Consider the following 22528-nt stretch of genomic DNA (forward strand, 5'->3'; position numbering starts at 1 on the left):
TATATGAAGACACTAAATAAAAACTTTTATTATGTTATTATATGCTCTATATTAGAGCTTTTGGCAATTGTTACATTATGGGGAACTGAAGCTAAACTAACTTTTTTAGCAGCTTTAATTGGGATTCCCTTTATTGCTTTTACTATTTGGTATATGGATAAGTCTTATGAAAATACCATTATAGCAGCATTTTTTAGTATATTTTTATTGCCATTAGGAGGATATATATTTCTAAGAATAGGTTTGTTGGATAAGCAGTGGGTATTTTATACAGCATTTTATTTAGTAGTTTTATTTTTTCTTTTTAAGAATGGATTTTTAAATCGAATAAATAAAGATAAGAATAACATAAAAAACAAGTATATAAGATTGATTATCATAGCAATGATTATTATAAATGTCTTTTTTGCTTTTAATAAACAAGTATCTATTATGATAATATTATTGTCATTTTTGCCATTTATATTCCTATTTTATGTGGTAAGAACATCATATTTTAAAGATAAAAAAGCATTTTATAACAAAATTTTAGAAGCATCTATTCTAGGTTCATTAATATCAGTAGCACCAGATTTCCTTTATTATATGCTATCTTTAATTAAAGGAAGTACAGAAAAATTATACGGGCCTTTAGGTTCTAATGCTATTTTGGCATATTCTTTATTAATGTTTGTAATTGTATTAGGAAAATGGTCAAAAGAGGATGGTATCAAAAATAGGTGGACACTTTATGTAATTGCTTTTAGTTTATCAATAGGAATTCAAAGATCAAGAGGAGCATTAATAGCAATATTCTCTATATTTATATTATATTTAATTTTTAATATTAAAAATTGGAAAAAGTATGGTATAGTGTTTTTAATAGTTGGTATTATGGTATCTGGAAATGTAGCTTCGAGGCCTGATGTAGCTGATGAGGATACTATAAATGAAATTAATACTATAATTGAACAACCAAGTAATTCAAATGAAAAAGGAAAGCTTAAGGAAGTAGCTGTTAAAATAATAGATTCTCAAAGTAGAACTAGACAAATTATATGGAAATCTGCTTTAGAAATTACTAATGATTATACATATACTGGTGTAGGATTAGGAAATTTCAAATATTTCTTTAATGAATATTCTGGTACAACTAAGTCTTATATAGATGCTCATAATTTATTATTAAATTTTTCAGCGGAGCTAGGAGTTCCTTTTATGATTATAGCAGTAATTCTAATTGTGAAAATGGGAATAGATGCATTAATTGGATACTTTAAATCGAAAGGAAAAATGAGGTTAACATATTTATCATTAGGAATAGTTGTTGCAATTTTCTTCATTTACGGAAATTTAACTGGTATAGCATTTAATTTTACTGGAGAGATATATAGTTTTTCAAGTACATTTATAATGTTGTTTGTTTTATTTTATATGGACTATATTAATGAATTTGTTTAGAGGTGTAAATTATGAAGATTTGTTTTCTAGGTGATGCAGGAAGCATACATACAAGAAGATGGATAGAGTTCTTCAGAGATACTGGTAATGAAGTTTATCTTATATCTTTTAGACAGGCTGATATAACTGGGGTAAAACTTTATTATATGGGAGACTCTATAAATATAGATAGTGATGGTGGAAATGCCTCTTATCTAAAAAAGGTATTTTCTATAAAAAAGATAATAAAAGAAATTAATCCAGATTTAATTAATGCTCATTATTTAACTAGTTACGGGTTTATAGGTAGCTTAGTAAAGGGAAAAATACCTTTTGTGGTTTCAACTTGGGGAACTGATATACTTGTAACACCAAAGAAGAATAAGGTTTATAAAATATTAACTGAGTATGTATTGAAAAAATGTGATTTAGTAACATCTGATTCAGATTATATGAGTGAAGAAATAATTAAATTAAAGGCTAATAAGGATAGAGTCCTAACAGTTCCTATGGGAGTTAGTTTATCTGATTTTAATTTTAATAATGTAAAAGAAGATAGGGGAAAAGTATTTTTGAGTATGAGAACATTATGTGAAAACTCAAATATAGAATGTATTTTAGATGCGTTTAAATTGGTTTTAGAAAAGTATTCCGACTCAAAGCTTATAATTACAAATTCAGGAAGTAGCGAAAAAGAAATTTTGCATTATATTAAGAAGTTGGGATTAGAAGATAATGTTGATTTTCAAGGATTTATTAATAGACAACAGCTTTTTGATTTATTGAATGAAGGATTAACTTTTGTTTCAATACCTACTTCAGATTCTACTTCAGTAACCCTTTTAGAAAGTATGCTAAGTGGAAGTTTCCCGATAGTATCTGATTTACCAGCTAATAGGGAATGGATAGATGATGAGATTAATGGTTTAATTTTATCTAAGCTTGACTCTGTTGAATTAAGTAAATTAATGATAAGAACAATAGAAGATAAGGATCTTATAAAGTCAGCACAAAAAATTAACAAAAAAATTATTGAAGAAAGAGCAATATGGGAAGATAATATGAAAATGGTTTTAAATTCCTATAATAAGATTTTAAGTAGATAAAAATAGTATTAGGGGTGCTAATATGAAAAGAAATATACTGTTTATAGCATATCACTTTCCGCCAATTGGAGGAAGTGGTGTACAGAGGAGTATTAAATATGTAAAGTATTTACCTATGTTTGAGTATAATCCTTTAGTAGTAACGGTAAATAATGGACATAATTTTGCATATGATTTTGGAATGTTAAAAGAAATTCCCGAAAGTGTAAAGGTATATAGATCTAATTCTGGAGAAATGCTTTGGTTTAGAGAGAAAATAGAAAATTTTAATAAAATGTTAGTTAAATTTAAATCAAATTCTAATAAAAAGAAAGAAACTAAAATTGAAAATAATAATATTAGAACAGAAACAGTAAAAGATAAAGTGTTTAGATATTTAGAATATAATTATTACATACCTGATACTAAAATTAGGTGGTATAAACATGCAATTAAAGATATTAAAAAAAGGGTTTTAAATGAAAATGAAATAGATATTATATATTCCACATCTTCTCCGTACACTGATCATTTAATAGGACTAGAAATAAAAAAAATAACAAACAAGCCTTGGGTTGCAGATTTTAGAGATCCTTGGATAGGAAATGATATTATTATGGGAGGATATAGTAGAGAAAGGGTAGAAAAGGAAAAAAAATTAGAACTTGAAGTTGTTTCTTTAGCTGATGTAGTGATAAATGTAACTGAGTCAATAACCAATATGTATAAAAATAGGTATCCACAATTTGAAGATAAGTTTATTACTATAACTAATGGATTTGATTCTAATGATAAAAAAGTTATAAAAAAAGAAAATTCAAATAAATTTAGAATAAACTATTCAGGTATTTTAATAAAGTCTCAAAATCCGAAGGATATTATAGCTGCTATAGAAAGAATTACTAATAAAAATAAGAATTTTGAGAAAGATTTGGAAATTAATTTTACCGGAAATGTTGCTGAAGAATTGGTTGACATTATGAAAAGTTCTAGTATTAGTAGTAAAATTAATATAAATTCTTATGTAGAGCATGATAAAATATTGAATATAATGGCTAATTCTAATATAAACTTACTAATACTTCCGGATGAAGAGCAAAGTAAGGGAATATATACAGGAAAAATATTTGATTATATATTGGCTGAAAGGCCTATTTTAGGTATAATGCCTGAAGATGGAGTAGCATCAAAACTTATAAATGAAAATAGTATTGGTTTAGCTGTAAATCATGGAGAAGTAGATAAAATAGAAGAGTTTATACTTTCAGAGTATAGAAAGTTTAAAAATGGAGAATTATTAGATATTAATAGTATTAGTAAATGCTCTCAGTTCGATAGAAAAAATTTGGCTAAACAATTAGCAGAAGTATTTAATAAATTGATTTTAGAATAATATTTTAAGTTTAATAAGTATTAAAGGAAGATTAATATGTTTAATAAAATAATTAAGAGGATATTTGATTTTATAGCATCTTTAATTGGGTGTATAATATTAGCTCCAGTTTTTATTATTATATCTATATTAATAAAGTTAGACTCAAAAGGACCTGTTTTTTTTAAGCAAAAAAGAGTGGGACAATGCGGGAAAACATTTGAAATTCTAAAATATAGAACGATGGTAGTGAATGCTGAAAAATTAGGAAAGCAAATTACTGTAGGTAATGACTCTAGAATAACAAAGATTGGTCGTATTTTAAGAAAATATAAGTTAGATGAACTGCCGCAGTTATTTAATGTATTAAAGGGAGATATGAGTTTAGTTGGGCCTAGACCAGAAGTACCAAAGTATGTTAAGCTTTATAATGAAAGTGAAAGAGAAGTACTTAAAGTCAAGCCTGGTATTACAGATTTTGCATCAATTGAATATAGGGATGAAAATGAAATATTAGGGACTGTAGAAAATCCAGAGGAGTATTACATTAATATAATTATGAAGCATAAACTTCAATTAAATTTGAAGTATATAAATAAAAATAATATATTTTTAGATATAAAAATTATATTTAAGACCTTATTAAAATGTTTAAAATAATTTATTGAAGGTGATTATAATGAAAAAACTTAATTTTGCAATTATAGGTTGTGGAAGAATTTCATATAAACATGTTGAAGGGTTATATGAAAATAGAAAAATATCTAATTTAGTTGCTACGTGTGATGTTAGGCTAGATCTTGCTGAAGCTAAAGCGAAAGAATATATGGAAAAGATGAATGATGATTCTTTAAAAGTTGGAATATATGAAGACTATAAAGAAATGCTTAAAAAAGAAGATATAGATGTAGTTACTATTGCAACAGAGAGTGGATATCATGCTGAAATTGCAATCTATTGTATGAATAAAGGTAAGCATGTAATAGTTGAAAAACCTATGGCTATGTCAATAGATGATGCAAATGAAATGATTGAAATTGCTAAGAAGAATAATGTTAAATTATCTGTAGCTCATCAAAATAGATTTAACAAGCCTATTCAAGAGTTGAGAGAAGCGGTTGAAGATAATAAGCTTGGAAGAATAATGAATGGTACTGCAAGAATACTTTGGAGAAGAGATGATAATTATTATAAGCAAGCTCCATGGCGAGGTACATGGGACTTAGATGGTGGTACTTTAATGAACCAATGTATTCACAACATAGATTTATTACAATGGATGATAGGATCAGAAGTTGAAAGAGTATATGCAGAATGTGATACATTTAGAAATCCGATTGAAGGAGAAGACTTTGGGGCTATAGTTATTAGATTTAAAAATGGTGCCATAGGTATAGTTGAAGGTAGTGCAGTTGTATATCCAAAGAACTTAGAAGAGACTTTAAGTGTATTTGGCACTGAAGGAACAGTAGTAATCGGTGGCTTAGCAGTTAATGAACTTAAGACTTGGAGATTTGAAGGTGAAGATGAAGAGGCTGTTAAAAAGGATTTACAAGTTGAAATAGATAGTGTATATGGAAAAGGACATACTCCTTTATTTAGAGATGTTATTGAGGCTGTAAATAATGATAGAAAGCCATATGTAAGTGGCGAAGATGCAATAGTTCCATTATCTATAATTTTAGCAGCTTACAAATCTAGGAAAACTGGAATGCCAGTAAATTTCCCATTTAGTAATTTTTCAAGTTCAGATATGAAAAAATAATATTAAGGGAAACTTAAAATATAGAATATTAATTAAGAAAAAATTAATTGTGTAAAAGCATATTATTCCATATAATACTAGGTGTACTAGATAATATAGTACACTTAGTATTTTTTATTATTATTTAGGAGGAACAAGTATGAAGAGGTCAACTTTTTTAGCTATTGGTGGTGTTATTTTAGCATTTTTTATAGTATCAGCCTTTGGCAATAAAAATAACTTTTATGAAAAGGAAAAAACTTTTGAAAAGCCTGAGGATGCAATAATTAATTTTATAGGATACATAAATACATACGAGATGGTAAAGGCTGATAATGGTTACTATTATGTTCCTTCGAGGAATTTTTTAGAAAGTATATCTAAGAGATATAGGATGTTTGTAGGCACTGAAGGTTCTAATAAATTTATTTATGAACAAGTACCAGTATTTTTTAGGTATGAAATGACGGAAGTAGATTTTAACTCACTAACTAATTTAAAGAATACTTATAATGAATCTTTTAAGAATATTCCTAAATATCTAAGTAATAATGAAGTTAGAGTATATAAATTGGATGGATATGGAGATTTTAATTCAGGTTTTGAAAAGTCTTATGTAAAAGAAGATGGAACTATAGAAAATATTTATGATGGTGAAGGGACACCTATGACATTGTACTTAATTTTAGTAGATGAAGGGGAAGGATATGTAGTTGATTATTATTCATTAATGTATCAATAGCCTAAATGTGAGGTGATATTATGTTAAGAATAGATGCAAGAATTAGTACTCCAATTTATGAACAAGTAATACTTGGGATTAAGGAGCTTATACTTAAGGGTGTACTTAAATCGGGTGATAAGTTACCTTCAGTTAGGGAGCTATCTACACTTTTAACTATAAATCCAAATACTGTTAGTAAGGCATATATGGAGTTAGAAAAAGAACATATAGTTGAAGTTATAAAAGGCAAAGGAACTTTTATATCAAAAAATTATGAAAAGAATATTTCCAGGGAAAAATTAAATAAGTTAATGATAGATTTTAAGAAAATTATATTAGAAGCAAACTACTTAGGGCTAGAGGAAAAAGATTTAATTTTAATATTAAGCCAGGAGTATAGGGATATGAGGGGTGGAATATAGATGTTAGAAGTTAAAAATTACTCCCTAAATTATGGAGATAGCAAGATTTTAAATAATATAAATTTTTCATTAGATAAGGGAAAGGTACTAGGTATAGTAGGTCCTAGTGGAGTAGGAAAAACTTCATTAATAAGAGGAATTGTTGGGATTTATAAGGGAACAGAAGGAATGTTACTATATGATGGTGAAGAGGTTTATGATAATCCTAATGCTAAGAGAAAAATAGCATTTGTTCCAGATGAGCATAATAGCTTTTATTTAATTACTTTAAGGGAAATAGTTAATTTTTATAAGGGATTATATCCTGAGTTTAATGAAGAAAGATTTTATAAGATTAATAAATTTTTTAAGATTCCTTTAAATAAGAGATTTTTACAATTGTCTAAAGGAATGAAAATGAGGGTTAACTTAATGGTTGCATTTTCTTTAAATGCAGAGTTATTAGTGTTAGACGAGCCAACATCAGGATTAGATCCTATTCTTAAAGAAAAAGTTTTGAAGATAATTATGGAAGAGGTTTCAAGTGGAGATAAGTCTGTTATAATTAGTTCCCATAATTTAATTGAGCTTGAAAGAATATGTGATGATGTTTTAATCCTTAATGAGGGGAAGGTAGAGTATCATAATTCTTTAGATAATATAAAACGCAATATTAAGAAGATTCAAGTAGCTTTTGATATGCCTGTGTATGAAGAAGATTTAACTTTCCCGGGAATTTTTAGTATTTCTCAAGTTGGGAGAGTGTTTACTATTGTAATAGAGGATAATGATGATGAATTTAAAAATTTTATTAAGAGGTTCAATCCTTTATTTGTTGAGGAAATAGATTTAAGTTTAGAAGAAGTATTTATAAATAGGATAGAAGGGAAGGCTAGTGATGAAGAAATATTTAAATAGCAATTTATTTTATCAGGGTGATGCTAATATTTTTCTTCCCTTATGTATAGTTTATGTAGCAGCTTTTATTTTTACAGTTATAGGAACGAATGTAGTGTTTAGCTGGAATATAAAATATTATCTTTATAACCAAAGTCAAATTGAATATATTTTTTCATTTGAAGGAGTATTAATATTAGTGGCCTATATATTAGCAATATATGCTATAACTGTTGGAATATTTAAAAGAAAGAAGTGGTCAACCTTTTTATCGGGACCATTTTCTAGATTAGATATTAGAGTAAGAGAATTAATAATAATTGTTATGTCAGTGCTTATTTACATAGGAATTTTTCTATCTATAGTAGTTAAAAACTATATTCAATATTATGATATTTTACAATATTTGGATGGGTTTGATAAAATAATTATATTTGATGTAATAAGAATAATTAGTATTGCAACATTGACTATAGGAATTTTAGCTTTATTAGATAGTATTTTTGCAAACTTATATTATTTAGTTGGAGCAGGTATATTCTCTTTTATATATTTAGTGTTCTTGCTTGTTAATTTTAATCCTATTCTAACTTACTATTCTTATGAAAATGTGTATGGATTAAGATATATTTATAATGGATTAATGCAATATTTAGGAGGATATAGCATAGGAAATAATATTTATCCTACAAAAATAATTTGCATATCAGTAGCTTTTATAGTTATTGGACTTATATTAATTTATATTTCTAAAAGATTAACTAATAAGATGTTTGTAGAAAATATGAATGAAGGAATAATATTTGATTTTCCTAAAAAAGTAGCAAGCTTTATGATAGTAACCTTTGTAGGAGTAGTAAGTGCTCCATATATAAGTGAATTTATAGATGATGCATATTTTAGATATACATTAAGGGCATATCATATAGTATTTATTAGATTAACAAGCATAGTAATTATAAGTATAGTATCATACTTTACATTTAAAAATTTTAAGAAAGTAAAGAAGGACGTTTATTATTAATAAACAAGAGAAGGAGCTATCGCAAGATAGCTCCTATTAAAATTATTAGATTTTAAATATATGATTGTACTCCTATTATTTTTGCAATGACTTGTAGCTTGCAAGGCCATGAAAATTCATAATTCCGATAAATGAGGAATTATTACCTTTGATTTGTAGCAGTAAATATGATATGTTAGAGCGACTTGGAGCTCGCGACGGAGCGACTAATATAACATATTTACTGCTTTTTTTATTCTGGTTGAGTTTCTTCACTAGTTTTAGGTGCGTTGATTATATATCCTATAAGTATTGAAATTACTGTTGGGATAAACCATCCAAATCCAACTTCAGCTAAAGGAATAAAGTTTAAGTTTAATCCTGGTATAGCAAATAATATTCCAAATGCTAATGAAGTATATACTCCTACTCTAACAGCTTTAATATTTTTTAGGTAATTAGATAAAAGTGTAGTTACAATAAGAGTAATAGAAACAGGGTAAAGTACATTTAGTATAGGAACTGATAAAGCTATTATATTATCAACTCCAAGAGTAGCAAGACCTAAGCTTATAATAGATATTACTATTGCATTAACTTTAAAAGGTAGTTTGCCATTTGATATCTTTTCAAAGAAACTTGCACCTGCTGTTAATAGACCTATAGAAGTAGTTAAACAAGCAAGTCCCATAGCTATTCCGATTATAGCAGGTCCAATATTTCCTAAAATACTTTTAGAAATAAATATTAATAATCCAGTCTTACCTATTTCAGACGGTACTAATCCTATAGTTTGAGCACCGATGTATGTTAATCCACCATAAACAAAAGCCAATCCTAATACTGCAACTAAACTTGATTTAAAAATCATAGATGGCATTTCTTTATTTTTATATCCTTTAGATTTTAAAGAAGTTGTTATTATTCCTGCAAATAGAAGGGCAGCTATAGCATCCATTGTTTGATAACCCTCTAATAAAGAAGTAGGTAATACATTTATTGTATTAGTTGATGAAATAGTACCAATAGGCATAAATAATCCCTTAACAATTAAAATAAATAATAGTACCATAAGCACAGGTGTTAGATATTTACCAAGTGTATCAATTATTGATGTTTTTCCTAAAACAAAGAATAAATTAATGATAAAATATACTGCCATAGCTACAAATGCAGGTATATTTGGGAAAAATGGATTAATTGTTAATTCAAATGTAGTTGCAGCAGTCCTTGGTATAGCAAGCATAGGCCCAATAGCAATAAATAAAATTGCAGTGAAAATTACTGAAAATCTTGGTCCGATTTTACTTGAAATAGATTTAAATGTTCCATCTCCTTTAGAGCAAGCAAGTATTGCTAGAAGAGGTAGTCCTACTCCTGTTAATATAAAACCTATAACACCTAAAATATATTGATCTCCTATTGTATTTCCTAAAAATGCAGGGAATATTAAGTTACCTGCTCCAAAAAACATTGAAAATAGAGCAAATCCTACTACAATAGAATCTTTTGTACTTTTCTTCATTCTTTTTCCTCCATAATAAACAAATTTATTTTCTAATTAACAATATAAATATAATATTTCTACATAAATATTAAATAATACTTAAATATATTAACATAATGATAGAAATACTTCAATAAAATATTAGATTAAAAATTTGTGAAAAAACTGGTATAATAAATATATAAATCAAAATTAGGAGGATTATCATGTTATTAAGTGAAATTTTGCACTTAGGTGAAGGCTTAAGTTTATTAAATGATGGAGAGTTTACATCTTTAGGACTTGCAATAGCAGATTGTGATGAGAAAATTCTTACTTTTATTGAAAGTGAAAAATATATAAATAGTTTAAGTGATAAGATATCTGCATTAATTACTACTGAAAAATTAGGAGAGAAGCTTAAAGATAGATATGGTGTACTAATTTCAAAAAATCCAAGAACAGATTATTTTAAGTTACATAATATATTATCAAGTAGAGATAATTATAAGAGAAAAGAATTTAATACTACAATAGGTGAAGGATGTAAAATAAGTAACTTAGCATCTATAAGCAATAAAAATGTAGTAATAGGAAATAATGTAATAATAGAAGAGTTTGTTGTAATAAGAGAAAATACTGTGATTGGAGATAACAGTATTATAAGATCTGGCGTTATTTTAGGTGGAGAAGGCTTTGAATATAAAAGAGCAGATGGAATAATAATGAATGTTAACCATTGTGGTGGAGTAATTATTGGAAATAATGTTGAAGTTCAATATAATTCTTGTATAGATAAAGCACTTTATACTTGGGATAATACAGTTATAGGAGATTATTCTAAACTTGATAATTTAGTTCATATTGAACATGGAGTTAAAATAGGAGAAAGGTGTCTAATTGCTTCAAGATCTACTTTTGGAGGAAGAACAATACTAGGTAATGATTCATGGGTTGGTCTAGGTGCAATAATTTCTAATGGACTTAAATTAGGGAATAAAGTAAGTATAAGTCTTGGTTCTGTAGTTACTAAAAGTTTATCTGATGGTGAAAGGGTTTCTGGAAATTTTGCTATAAATCATGATAAGTTTATAGATTTTATAAAGAGTATTAGATAAGTTTGTTTTATAATAAATAATATGTTAAAATTAACATTGTTATATTATGTAAAAAGATATTGGATGTGAGGGATAAATATGAAAGTAAGAAAAGCCATTATACCAGCAGCAGGTCTTGGAACTAGATTTTTGCCAGCAACTAAGGCGCAGCCAAAGGAAATGCTTCCTATAGTTGATAAGCCTACTATTCAATATATAATTGAAGAAGCTGTTGCTTCAGGTATAGAAGAAATCTTAATAATAACAGGAAGAAATAAAAAGTGTATAGAAGACCATTTTGATAAGTCTGTAGAACTTGAAATGGAACTTGAGAAGAATCATAAAGATGAATTACTACAAATGGTAAGAAAAATATCAGATATGGTAGACATTCACTATATAAGACAAAAGGAACCTAGAGGGTTAGGTCATGCTATTTTATGTGCAAGAGCTTTTGTTGGAAATGAACCTTTTGCAGTTTTGTTAGGTGATGACGTAGTAGATTCAGAAGTTCCTTGTTTGAAGCAATTAATGGATTGTTACAAAGAATATAAGACAACAATTTTAGGTGTTCAAACTGTAGCTAAAGAAGATGTAAATAAGTATGGTATAGTAGATGGAATTCATATTGAAGATAGAGTTTATAAAGTTAAAAAATTAGTAGAAAAGCCAGCTATCGAAGAATCACCAAGTAATGTGGCTATTTTGGGAAGATATATAATAACACCACAAATTTTTGATATATTACAAAATACAGAGCCAGGTAAGGGTGGAGAAATTCAACTTACAGATGCATTACAAACCTTAATAGGCAATGAAGCTATGTATGCATATAATTTTGAAGGAAGAAGATATGATGTTGGAGATAAGTTAGGATTCCTTCAAGCAACAGTAGAGTTTGCATTAAAGAGAGATGAACTTAGACAGCCGTTCATTGAATATTTAACAAGTAGAGATTGGAACAAATAGAAATAAAATAGGATATGCAGTGTTATTCTGCATATCCTATTTTATTTCTATTTATAACAGTAATAATTGAGATTATCACAAACATTGTAGTTATTACTTTTAATGTGGAATAATAACAGTCTATTAAATTCATAAAATTAAAGGAAATAAAAGAAATTGTTATACCTATTAATAATGATTTTATTTTACTATCTTTAGTTTTTTTAATAGATTTATATAAAGTAAATAAAACAGCAATAATAAATAATATAAATAATATAGTTCCTATAATTCCTAATTCACTTTGTATTTTTAAGAATATATTATGAGGATGCAAGGCTTTATAGCTTCCATGAATCATAAGCTCAGGATTATGATATACATAATTAGGATATTTTATAGCAAAGTTATCATATCCAGATCCAAAATAAGGTTTATCCTTAATTATAAGTTCTGCAATTTTCCATATCTTAACTCTACTACTATTTTGCTCCGGATTTAGAATATCTAAAATTCTATAACGACTTTGAGGTATAATTAGTAATATTACAGGAAGTAATATAGAAAAAATTAAAATTCTTTTATCGTAGATTATTGCAACTAATAAAGATCCTATAAATAAAGCTAATAATGCATTTCGTGATTGTGATAAAATAATATTTGCAATCAATAGAAAGAATGATATAAGTAATAGCATTTTCATCTTCTTTTCTTTTTCATTAAGTAATAATAGCAATACGATAAAAATTGATAATATTGTATATGCGCCTAGGTTGTTCGAATTTTCTAACAGCGATGAAATTCTATGTTCTTCACTTAATTGTATATTTGAAAAGTTCAATATTACTAATTGAATTAAGCTTACAATTCCTGATAGACTAGCTACCCCTAAAAAGGAAGTCATAATTATGGTAACTGAATTTTTAATTTTTAACTTATAAGCAATTGAATAATATATAAATATGTACATAGAAAATCTAATACTACCTACTAGAGCAATTCTTTTATCTTCAGCTACCAAAACTGAAAAATACATAATTGAGTTTAGAAATATTACAAATAAAAAAATTTTATCATTAATAAGTAATTTTAAGTTTTTAAATAAATCCTTTCGTTCATCTTTAAAAACAATTAAGCCTATTATTTGAATTAGGGCTAATAAGTATAAAATTAAATCAGAGTTTATTGCACCATAACTAGGTAATATAGGATATAAAACTATAAATAATAAAATAAGACAATTTAATATACCTTTATATAGATTCATATTTAAAACCTCATTTTCATAAAAATAATAAATAAAGAACTCCTATAAAAGGAGTCTTTATAAGTTATCTAGGAATAAATCCTATCTTCTTTTGCATTTTTCTTAGTGTTTTCATTGAAATATAGCTAGCTTTTTCAGCACCAAGTTTGTAAATTGACTCTAAGGCTTTCTTATCCTTAAGAATTTCATTTACTTTATTTTGGATTGGTTCTAATTCTGAAATTATAGCATCAGCTACATCTTTCTTTAAATCTGCATATCCTTTATCTTTATAATATTCAACTAGTTCTTCAGCTGTTGAATTCTTAATTGCAATTAATATATCTAATAGGTTTTTAACACCTGGCTGTTCATCTGTATAATTTATAACTCCAATGCTATCTGTTACAGCTCTAGAAACTTTTTTTCTAATAACTTCAGGGGGATCCATAATTAATATATATGCATTTGGATTATCATCTGATTTAGACATTTTCTTAGTAGGCTCTTGTAAACTCATAACCTTAGCACCTATCTTAGGAATATATGGATCAGGTATTTTAAAGGTAGGGCTATATAGATTATTAAATCTGTTTGCAATATCTCTTGCTAATTCTAAATGTTGTTTTTGATCTTGACCAACAGGTACTAAATCTGAATTATATAAAAGGATATCAGCTGCCATTAAAACTGGATAAGTAAATAATCCAGCCCCTATGGAGTCACCGTATTTTTGAGATTTATCCTTATATTGTGTCATTCTACTTAATTCACCCATATAAGTGTTACAAGTTAATAGCCAAGCAGCTTCACTATGAGCTGGTACATGAGATTGAATAAATAAAGTATTTTTCTCAGGATCTATTCCAGATGCAATATAAATTGCTAATACTTCAAGGGTTCTTTGTCTTAAATCCTTTGGTTCTTGTCTAACTGTAATTGCATGTAAATCAACTACACAAAAATAACAATCAAATTCATTTTGTAGATTAACCCAGTTTTTTATAGCTCCTAGATAATTTCCTAAGGTTAATTGACCAGAAGGTTGAATTCCGCTAAATATGACCTTCTTTTTTTCTATATTACTTTCCAAGTTAAGCACTCCTTTCATTTGTGCAAATTAACATAAAACCTTAAACTATATTTTTAATTATAGATTTGGAAAATTATCATGTCAACAACAATGGAGAAATGGACAGAAACAAAAGAAGAAATCATTCTATTAGCTAAAATGATTTCTTCTTTCTTTACTAAAAAATATATCTATTAATAATGTAGCAATTGATAGCAGTAATATTATATTAATCACCCAAAAGGAGTATTTAAATATTAAAATTATTAACATTAGTAAAACTAATAAAGTAAAGGATATTTTTAAGAAACTCAAATTTTTGACCTCCTAAACTCTTATTATAAATAGCTTGTGCAACTTAATAAAAAAAATACTGGAAATAATTGTTTAAGTAAAAAAAGACTGTATCAAGTTTTCTTGATACAGTCCCTTTTAAAACAGAAACTATCTTCTGTTATTTTGAGCCTTTCTAGCTTTTCTGCATTCTGGGCATCTTACAGGATCATTGTCAAATCCTTTTTCTTTGTAGAATTCTTGTTCTCCTACTGTGAAAATAAATTCATTTCCACAATCTTTACATACTATTTTCTTGTCTTCCATTTTAAAAAATTCCTCCTTAAAATTCATAGGTACAAACTGATAATTTCTTCCTTAAGGCAAAATATGAACTTTAAGGGGAGAGATCTATCGAATTTTTCCTATTATTTAAATATTCAAACTTATTATAACATAAAGTAAATTTTATGCAAGGTACATTAAGGTAAATTTAAGCGTTAAATTTATGCTTTTTCTCGCATAAAATATATGATAATTAGCTTTACAGTATTAAGACTTTTTAGTGTTTAAATTTCTATGCTTAATATAGTATAAAGTAAAAACAATAAAAGGAATAAGAACAAAAGCTACTAAATTAATTATCTGTATATATTTAAGTAAGTCATACAGATAGAAATTATTCAATCCTAAAAAGTTTGAACATACAAATACTATAAATACATAAATACCTATAAAGATAGATTTTCTTTTTATATATTTCTCTAGTATTAATAATATGCTATAGGTAGCTAAAATGTACTTAACAAAGAAACCTATTACTGTTTGTATTATGAAAAAAAGTTCTCCAAACTCTAAAAATCCTGCTAATTCAATTCTTTGACCTAGTACGAATTCAGGATAAAAAATATTAGCAGCTCTTGATGGACCAAAGGCGGTTATAGCACTAACAAATGATACAACTACAAAGGCAGTAGCAATTATTCCGGCATAAAAGCTATGCTTTCTTATATGCTGATTTTTATCTATATATTTAAGGTAAGGGGCTACTATCATAAAGGTTGAAAAACCACCTAAAATAAGTAAGGTAGTAGAGAAAAAGTTTTTAGAGAGACCATTTCCAAGTACAGGAAGTAAGTTGTTTATATCCGTATATCCTTGTGTTAATAGAAAAAATGCTATTCCATTTACTAAAAATATACCTACACTCACTAATACAAATATTAATATTGTGCGCATTTTTTTTGTAAAGATAAATAATGATGGAATTATAAAAAATATTAAGGCATACCAAACTGGAGTATCTATAAATAAAGTTGAATGAAGTACATTAGCTTCTACAGCAGCAGATTCTACTGCATTTATAAATAGACCTAATACAAAAATAGCAATACAAAAATAGCTAAGAACTTTTGGAAGTGATTTGTTGAATATTTCTTTTATATCAAAGGTATTACTTACTTTACAAATATTAATTATATATAGTAAAAAACAAATAAAAATAATTCCAGCTAATAAAGATGATAGCCAAGTATCTCTTCCCCCTTTATTTATAAAAACAGATAAATAAGTTTTTAGTGAAATTATAGTTACACCAAGTATAAATAGAATATAATGTTTACTAGATATTTTGTTCATAATAAATCCCTTTCATTTCTAAATAATTAAATTTAATAGCTATAAGTCTGTAGTAAATACGGACAAGTTAAAATCTTATAATTATTGATGTAATTAAACCATGAAAACTCCTATAGAGTTTTTTCATTAAATATAATTCCCAACTATTATGAATATTAAACAGTTTTACAACAAATAATACAAACAGGTGATGTATATGAAGAATTTAGAATATGTAAAGGAAAAACTAAAGAATTCCTTCGATGTTAAATATAGACCAGTAAAAACTGTATTAGGAAAAGCAACTATAGTATTTATAGACGATTTATGTAATTCAGAAATGATAAGCGAATATGTAGTTGCGCCATTAAGAGAAAGTGAAAATTTAGCATATAAGGATGGTAAATTGAGTTCATTAGAACAAGTAATTGAAGATGCCTTAGATATAAATGCAGCAGGAATAGCAAGGGATGCAGACGATGCTGTAATGCATATATTATCTGGTGATCCAGCAGTTATTTTCGAAAATTATAAGGAAATAATGTATGTAGAAGCTAAGGGATTCCCAGTAAGGGGAGTTGGTACACCGGAAACGGAATCTGTATTAAAGGGGCCAAGAGAAGGCTTTAACGAATTAATAGTTAATAATGTAGCATTAATAAGAAGACGTATTAAAAATCCTAATTTGAAATTTGAAGCAGTAGTAGTTGGTGAAACATCTCAAACTTCAGTAGCAGTCTGTTATTTAGAAGGAATAGCACCAAAAAAATTAATAAATGAAATAAAAAATAAGGTAAAGAACTTAGATTTGAGATTTATTTTAGATACTAATTATATTGAAGATGCAATTAAAACTCAAAATAGTTTTTTTGATACAGTGGGTTATACTGAAAAACCAGATGAAGTTTGTGCAAAATTACTGGAAGGAAGAGTGGGAGTAATAGTAGATGGAACTCCTTTTGTTATTACTGTTCCATATTTTTTCTTAGAAAACTTTCAAATGCCAGATGATTATTATTTAAATAAGTATTATACAAACTTTAATAGAATTTTAAGATGGTTAGCTTTTTTTATTGCGACCTTAGTACCTGGACTATATGTAGCAGTGATGACCTATCATTTTGCAATGATACCATCTTTATTTATGTTTAGACTTGCAGTATCTAGGGCTGGAGTACCATTTCCGACCTTTCTTGAAGTTATATTAATGATGCTAGCTTTTCAATTTATAAAGGAAGCTGGACTTAGATTGCCACAGCCAATAGGAGGTGCTATGAGCATAGTTTCTGCTTTGATATTAGGTGATGCAGCAGTAGGAGCTGGAATAGCATCAAGAATTACCATAATAGTAGTTGCTTTAAGTACACTTTCATACTTCTTAATACCAAAGCTTTATGGAGCTGTATCTTTTTGGGCAATAATATTAGTTTGTTTTTCAGCAGCTTTTGGAATACCAGGATTTTTATCAGGAGCATTATTATTACTAGTACAATTAGCTGAACTTGATTCAGTAGGATATCAATTTTTATTTCCTATTGGTAGCATAAGTGAATATAAATTTAAAGATGTAGTACTAAGAGGATCATTAAATAAAATATCAAAAGATTTTATAAAAAAGGGGAGACAAAAATGAAAACTAAAAAATTTATAAGATTTTTATCAGTTGCATTTCTTCCTTTATTATTAGTAGGATGTTTTAATTATAGAGATATAAATAAAGTAAGCTTTTCAACTAGTATAATCTTTGATACAGATGATTTTGGAAGAGCAGTAGTTTATGTAGATTGCGTAAAGCCTTATAGGAGTACTAATGAAAGTTCTGATAAGGGTAAGAGAATAATTTATAGAGGAGAAGGAAAAACGGCCTTGGAAGCTTTAAGAGATGTAAACTTAGCTTCTAGTTATGAATTAAACTATTCTCAAAATAGAGCATATATTTTCACAGAAAAAGCAGCTAAAGAAGGAATTAATAAATATACAGATTTAATAAATAACAATCAAGAATTTCAAATAAAGCCTGATTTATTTGTTTATTTTGGTGAGGTAGATGATCTTTTAAAGGTTACATCAAGCGATGAGGAATATTTAGGTTTATATCTTGAGGAATTAGTTCATAAAAATAAAAGAAATCCTAGAGCTATGAGAGCTAATATTAATGATTATTTAAGTAATACAGTAGATAATAATAATACTTATATAGTTGGTAGTATTGAAATTAGGGAAGATGCTTTAGATAAGAAAGTTGAGATTGGAGGAGGGGCAATTATAAAAGATGGAGTATTGGTAGATAGAATAGATGCTAGGGATGCAATGAGCTATAATTTAATGATGAATAAAGTTACTAAAGGAACCTTAGAAATTTCTAATCCAAAAGATGAAAGTGGGTTTATAACTTTGGAAATTTTGGGCAATACTACTAATAGTAATTTAATTTTTGATGATGAAAATATAAAATTAATTAAGAACTTAACTATAAGGGTTTCTATTGCTGAAATGCAGGGAAAAGCTATAGTTGATAAAGAGTTACTTGACTATATTAAGATAGCAAAGGAAAAAGAAGTAGAAGGATATCTTAATTATACTTTTGAAAAGTATAAAGCAGAAGGGATAGATGTATTTGAAATAGAGAGACTATTAGAAATAAATTATCCTAAAGCGTCAGTAGAGGATCCAATAAGCAAAGCTGAATTAGAAGTAAATGTAGATATAATTATGGAGGGAACTGGTATAGTTAAAGATAGTTTATAGGGTAATTAGTTAATTTAAAATAAGAATTAATAAATTTCATCATATAGCTTAATGTAGAAACTCAATAATTAAAGTTTTGAGTTTATAACTAAAATCGTAGTGAGAGAATAAAAGTTCATAATTCCGAAGAATGAGGAATTATTACCTTCAGTTTTGAAGTATTAAAATATCATAGCAAGGTGACTTGGAGCGAAGCGACGGAACCTAGATATGATATTTTAATATTTTTTATTGTAAATAATTTCAATAGTAAGGAATATATATAAATTAAGATATAAAAATCTATAAAAGGAGTGGATTCCAATGATTCAAGTTTTTTGTTCAAAAAGGGGTACAGGTAAATCTAAAAAATTAATAGAGCTTGCAAATGAACGTATATTAATATCAAAGGGCGATTCAGTTTATATCGATGATGATGCAAGACGTAGGATGCAACTAAGGGGGAAAATTAGATTCATAGATACTAATGAGTTAGGTGTATTAGATAGCGATAGCTTTTATGGTTTGTTATGTGGGATTATATCTCAAAACTATGATGTGGAAAATGTTTATGTTGATGCCTTATCAAATATAATTAACCAAAATATATCGGGATCAAATAATTTGTTCAAAAAATTACAGGAATTCTCTCAAAGATATAATTTAAGTATCTTTATAAATTTAAACTGTGAATGCATAGATGATTTACCGGATTTTATAAAGGAATATGTGGCATAAAAGTTAAAAAGTTAAGGGCTTTTGTAGAAATAACTACAAGGGCCTTTTTCTATAATTGAACATTGATATTATTTTAATAAAAAGATATACTATAATAAGTAAAGATAAGAGGAGGATACGTAGAATGGCTAATGTTTTAGACGAGTTATTAGATCGTGGATACATAAAGCAATTTACTCACGAAGAAGAAACTAGAGAATTGCTAGAAAAGGAAAAAGTAACTTTTTATATAGGATTTGATCCAACAGCTGATAGTTTACATGTTGGACATTTTATTGCATTAATGTTCATGGCACATATGCAAAAAGCTGGGCATAGACCAATAGCACTTCTTGGTGGAGGTACTGCAATGGTAGGAGATCCATCTGGAAAAACTGATATGAGAGCAATGCTTACTAAGGAACAAATAGAACATAATGTTAACTCTATTAAGAAGCAAATGGAAAGATTTATAGACTTTTCTGATGATAAGGCAATATTAGTTAATAATGCAGATTGGTTATTAAACTTAAATTATGTAGATTTCTTAAGAGAAGTAGGAGTTCATTTCTCAGTAAATAGAATGCTTACTGCAGAATGTTTTAAACAAAGATTAGAAAAGGGGCTTTCTTTCTTAGAATTTAACTATATGTTAATGCAAGGATACGATTTCTACGTATTAAATCAAAAATATGGTTGTAAGATGCAGTTAGGTGGAGATGACCAATGGTCAAATATGATTGCAGGTGTAGAGTTAGTTAGAAGAAAAGCTCAAGGCCAATCAATGGCTATGACTTGCACACTTTTAACAAATAGCCAAGGACAAAAAATGGGTAAAACTGTTGGAGGAGCTTTATGGCTTAATCCAGAAAAGACATCACCATTTGATTTCTATCAATATTGGAGAAATGTTGATGATGCAGATGTTGAGAAGTGTTTAGCATTATTAACTTTCGTACCTATGGATGAAGTAAGAAGTATTTGTGCAGTTGAAGGTGCAGCAATTAATGAAGCTAAGAAGAGACTTGCTTTTGAAGTTACAAAGCTTGTACATGGTGAAGAAGAGGCTATAAAGGCTAAATCAGCTGCTGAAGCATTATTCTCAGGTGGAGTTGATATGAGTAATGTTCCAACTGTAACTATATCTAGAGAAAAGTTAGGTTCCACTATATTAGATATAATGGCTGAAAATAAAATAGTTCCATCTAAAGCTGAAGGAAGAAGATTAATACAACAAGGTGGATTATCTTTAAATGGAGAAAAGGTAACTGAAGTTACTAGAACTTTAGAAGAATCAGATTTAGAAGATGGATCAGCATTATTAAAAAGAGGAAAGAAAAATTACAATAAGATAGTTGTAGAATAAAATTAAGAAATTCAGCTTATATGGCTGAGTTTCTTTGCTATTTAGACCAGTTATAAAAATGTTACCCTGTGAATAACCTTTTATAATTTCCTTCCTTCAGCTATGAAGTGCTTCTATTAATTTTGCAATGACTTGGAGCTAATGCAACGGAATAAGCAAAATTATATAGAAGTACTTTTTTATAAGCTTTAAAAAAGGAAGAAAGCTATGTTAAAATGGTTAATAGATATAGAGTAAAAACAATTAATATAGGATAATAGAAAGGTGAGTTGAATTAATGGCTTTATACGCTATTTCAGATCTTCATCTTGCTTTTACAACAGATAAGCCTATGGATATCTTTGGAGAAAAGTGGCTTAAGCATGATGAAAAGATAGAGGAAAATTGGACTAATAAAATTACAGAAAATGATATGGTATTAATTGCGGGAGATATATCTTGGTCAATGAGATCAAGCGATAGTAAGGTAGATTTAGATTGGATTAATTCATTACCTGGCAAAAAGATTATATCGAAAGGTAACCATGACTATTGGTGGGGCGGAATATCAAAGCTTAATAGTATGTATGAAGATATGAAGTTTATACAAAATAACTTCTATACATATGAAGATTATGCTATTTGTGGCTCAAGAGGATGGATACTTGAAGGAACAGATAGATTTACTGAAAAAGATAAGAAGATATTTGATAGAGAACTAATAAGATTAAGATTATCTTTAGATAAAGCAAAAGAAGCTGGATATGAAAAATTTATAGTAATGATTCATTATCCACCATTAAATGATAAGGGAGAGCCATCTGCTTTTACTGAATTATTTAAAGAGTATGGAGTAGAAAAAGTTATATATGGACATTTACATGGTCCATCTTTAAATACAGCTTTTTCTGGAGAATTTGAAGGAACTGAATATATAATAACTTCTTGTGATTACTTAAACTTTGATCCAATTAGAATACTATAGTAAAAGATTGCGAAGCAATCTTAAAATTAATAATGCATAATTGATAATGGATAATTAAGGATGTTTTGCACAGCAAAACTTAAAATTTAATTGGTGCGAAGCACTCTTTATTTAAAAATCCTTAAGGATTTTTTTCCACGATTATGCATTATGAATTATCAATTATGCATTATAAAAATGCTCGCATTTTTTTTTATATTGAATTGGATAAAAAACAAGAATGCTGAATTAAGTGAAAATAATGAAAATATTATTGACAAAATAATGCAGTTAAAGTAGAATCTAGTTGTAAATGAATACATAAAATTATAAATAGTTTAGATTAGCGTGTTACTATTATGATAGGCATTAGCTGAGAAGAGTCCTTGGA

Annotated in this window: 21 protein-coding genes; 16 read left to right on the plus strand and 5 right to left on the minus strand. The window is 27.5% G+C overall.

Annotation, left to right across the window (positions count from 1 at the left end; translation table 11 throughout):
• The first annotated feature begins 3 nt into the window (after positions 1 to 3).
• The 9 genes from ACQPUY_RS06730 to ACQPUY_RS06770 all read left to right on the plus strand — a co-directional run bounded on the left by ACQPUY_RS06730 (position 4) and on the right by ACQPUY_RS06770 (position 8666).
• Positions 4 to 1440, plus strand: coding sequence for an O-antigen ligase family protein (locus ACQPUY_RS06730; protein WP_430840378.1), 1437 nt, complete (start codon positions 4 to 6; stop codon positions 1438 to 1440).
• An 11-nt stretch (positions 1441 to 1451) separates the two neighbouring features.
• A complete protein-coding gene (locus ACQPUY_RS06735) occupies positions 1452 to 2525 on the plus strand; it encodes a glycosyltransferase (RefSeq protein WP_430840379.1) in 1074 nt (357 codons plus the stop codon).
• A gap of 22 nt (positions 2526 to 2547) precedes the next feature.
• On the plus strand, positions 2548 to 3897 hold the full coding sequence (locus ACQPUY_RS06740) for a hypothetical protein (RefSeq protein ID WP_430840380.1): 1350 nt from the start codon (positions 2548 to 2550) through the stop codon (positions 3895 to 3897).
• A gap of 30 nt (positions 3898 to 3927) precedes the next feature.
• A complete protein-coding gene (locus ACQPUY_RS06745) occupies positions 3928 to 4536 on the plus strand; it encodes a sugar transferase (protein WP_430840571.1) in 609 nt (202 codons plus the stop codon).
• A 19-nt stretch (positions 4537 to 4555) separates the two neighbouring features.
• Positions 4556 to 5641 carry a Gfo/Idh/MocA family protein gene (locus ACQPUY_RS06750; protein WP_430840381.1) on the plus strand — a complete coding sequence of 362 codons (1086 nt, stop codon included), beginning with the start codon at positions 4556 to 4558 and terminating at the stop codon, positions 5639 to 5641.
• Between the two features lie 139 nt (positions 5642 to 5780).
• Positions 5781 to 6362 carry a hypothetical protein gene (locus ACQPUY_RS06755; protein ID WP_430840382.1) on the plus strand — a complete coding sequence of 194 codons (582 nt, stop codon included), beginning with the start codon at positions 5781 to 5783 and terminating at the stop codon, positions 6360 to 6362.
• A gap of 20 nt (positions 6363 to 6382) precedes the next feature.
• On the plus strand, positions 6383 to 6766 hold the full coding sequence (locus ACQPUY_RS06760; protein WP_430840383.1) for a GntR family transcriptional regulator: 384 nt from the start codon (positions 6383 to 6385) through the stop codon (positions 6764 to 6766).
• A complete protein-coding gene (locus ACQPUY_RS06765; protein WP_430840384.1) occupies positions 6767 to 7663 on the plus strand; it encodes an ABC transporter ATP-binding protein in 897 nt (298 codons plus the stop codon).
• On the plus strand, positions 7644 to 8666 hold the full coding sequence (locus tag ACQPUY_RS06770) for a hypothetical protein (protein WP_430840385.1): 1023 nt from the start codon (positions 7644 to 7646) through the stop codon (positions 8664 to 8666). The genes ACQPUY_RS06765 and ACQPUY_RS06770 overlap by 20 nt, the downstream gene beginning before the upstream one ends.
• A 232-nt stretch (positions 8667 to 8898) precedes the next feature.
• Here the strand turns inward: ACQPUY_RS06770 and brnQ are convergent, their stop codons facing one another.
• Positions 8899 to 10170 (minus strand): branched-chain amino acid transport system II carrier protein, encoded by a 1272-nt coding sequence (gene brnQ, locus ACQPUY_RS06775; RefSeq protein WP_430840386.1) that lies wholly within the window; start codon positions 10168 to 10170, stop codon positions 8899 to 8901.
• A 188-nt stretch (positions 10171 to 10358) separates the two neighbouring features.
• Here brnQ and ACQPUY_RS06780 point away from each other — a divergent pair, with 188 nt between their 5' ends.
• Entirely contained in the window at positions 10359 to 11249 is an 891-nt protein-coding gene (locus ACQPUY_RS06780; protein ID WP_430840387.1) for a UDP-3-O-(3-hydroxymyristoyl)glucosamine N-acyltransferase, read from the plus strand.
• 78 nt (positions 11250 to 11327) lie between these two features.
• Positions 11328 to 12197 (plus strand): UTP--glucose-1-phosphate uridylyltransferase GalU, encoded by an 870-nt coding sequence (galU, locus tag ACQPUY_RS06785; RefSeq protein WP_430840388.1) that lies wholly within the window; start codon positions 11328 to 11330, stop codon positions 12195 to 12197.
• A 22-nt stretch (positions 12198 to 12219) separates the two neighbouring features.
• Here the strand turns inward: galU and ACQPUY_RS06790 are convergent, their stop codons facing one another.
• From ACQPUY_RS06790 to ACQPUY_RS06805, 4 genes are all read right to left on the minus strand, one after another.
• Entirely contained in the window at positions 12220 to 13443 is a 1224-nt protein-coding gene (locus tag ACQPUY_RS06790; RefSeq protein WP_430840389.1) for an O-antigen ligase family protein, read from the minus strand.
• A 64-nt stretch (positions 13444 to 13507) separates the two neighbouring features.
• Positions 13508 to 14533, minus strand: a complete 1026-nt coding sequence (gene trpS, locus ACQPUY_RS06795; RefSeq protein ID WP_430840390.1) for a tryptophan--tRNA ligase — start codon at positions 14531 to 14533, stop codon at positions 13508 to 13510.
• A 405-nt stretch (positions 14534 to 14938) separates the two neighbouring features.
• Positions 14939 to 15094 carry a zinc-ribbon domain-containing protein gene (locus tag ACQPUY_RS06800; RefSeq protein ID WP_430840391.1) on the minus strand — a complete coding sequence of 52 codons (156 nt, stop codon included), beginning with the start codon at positions 15092 to 15094 and terminating at the stop codon, positions 14939 to 14941.
• 225 nt (positions 15095 to 15319) lie between these two features.
• Positions 15320 to 16405 carry a GerAB/ArcD/ProY family transporter gene (locus ACQPUY_RS06805; RefSeq protein WP_430840392.1) on the minus strand — a complete coding sequence of 362 codons (1086 nt, stop codon included), beginning with the start codon at positions 16403 to 16405 and terminating at the stop codon, positions 15320 to 15322.
• Between the two features lie 196 nt (positions 16406 to 16601).
• On the opposite strand from ACQPUY_RS06805, the gene ACQPUY_RS06810 reads away from it, so the two are divergent.
• The 5 genes from ACQPUY_RS06810 (at position 16602) to ACQPUY_RS06830 (ending at position 22158) form a co-directional block, all read left to right on the plus strand.
• Positions 16602 to 18017, plus strand: coding sequence for a spore germination protein (locus ACQPUY_RS06810; RefSeq protein ID WP_430840393.1), 1416 nt, complete (start codon positions 16602 to 16604; stop codon positions 18015 to 18017).
• Positions 18014 to 19132, plus strand: coding sequence for a Ger(x)C family spore germination protein (locus ACQPUY_RS06815; protein ID WP_430840394.1), 1119 nt, complete (start codon positions 18014 to 18016; stop codon positions 19130 to 19132). Before ACQPUY_RS06810 ends, ACQPUY_RS06815 begins: the two co-directional genes overlap by 4 nt.
• A gap of 303 nt (positions 19133 to 19435) precedes the next feature.
• A complete protein-coding gene (locus ACQPUY_RS06820) occupies positions 19436 to 19849 on the plus strand; it encodes a hypothetical protein (protein WP_430840395.1) in 414 nt (137 codons plus the stop codon).
• A 124-nt stretch (positions 19850 to 19973) separates the two neighbouring features.
• Positions 19974 to 21194: a tyrosine--tRNA ligase gene (gene tyrS / locus ACQPUY_RS06825; protein WP_430840396.1), complete on the plus strand. Its 1221-nt coding sequence runs from the start codon at positions 19974 to 19976 to the stop codon at positions 21192 to 21194.
• 277 nt (positions 21195 to 21471) lie between these two features.
• Positions 21472 to 22158, plus strand: coding sequence for a metallophosphoesterase (locus ACQPUY_RS06830; RefSeq protein ID WP_430840397.1), 687 nt, complete (start codon positions 21472 to 21474; stop codon positions 22156 to 22158).
• Positions 22159 to 22528 lie beyond the last annotated feature (370 nt).

The organism is Clostridium nigeriense (genome assembly GCF_050585245.1).
Classification (GTDB): Bacteria; Bacillota; Clostridia; order Clostridiales; family Clostridiaceae; genus Clostridium; species Clostridium nigeriense_A.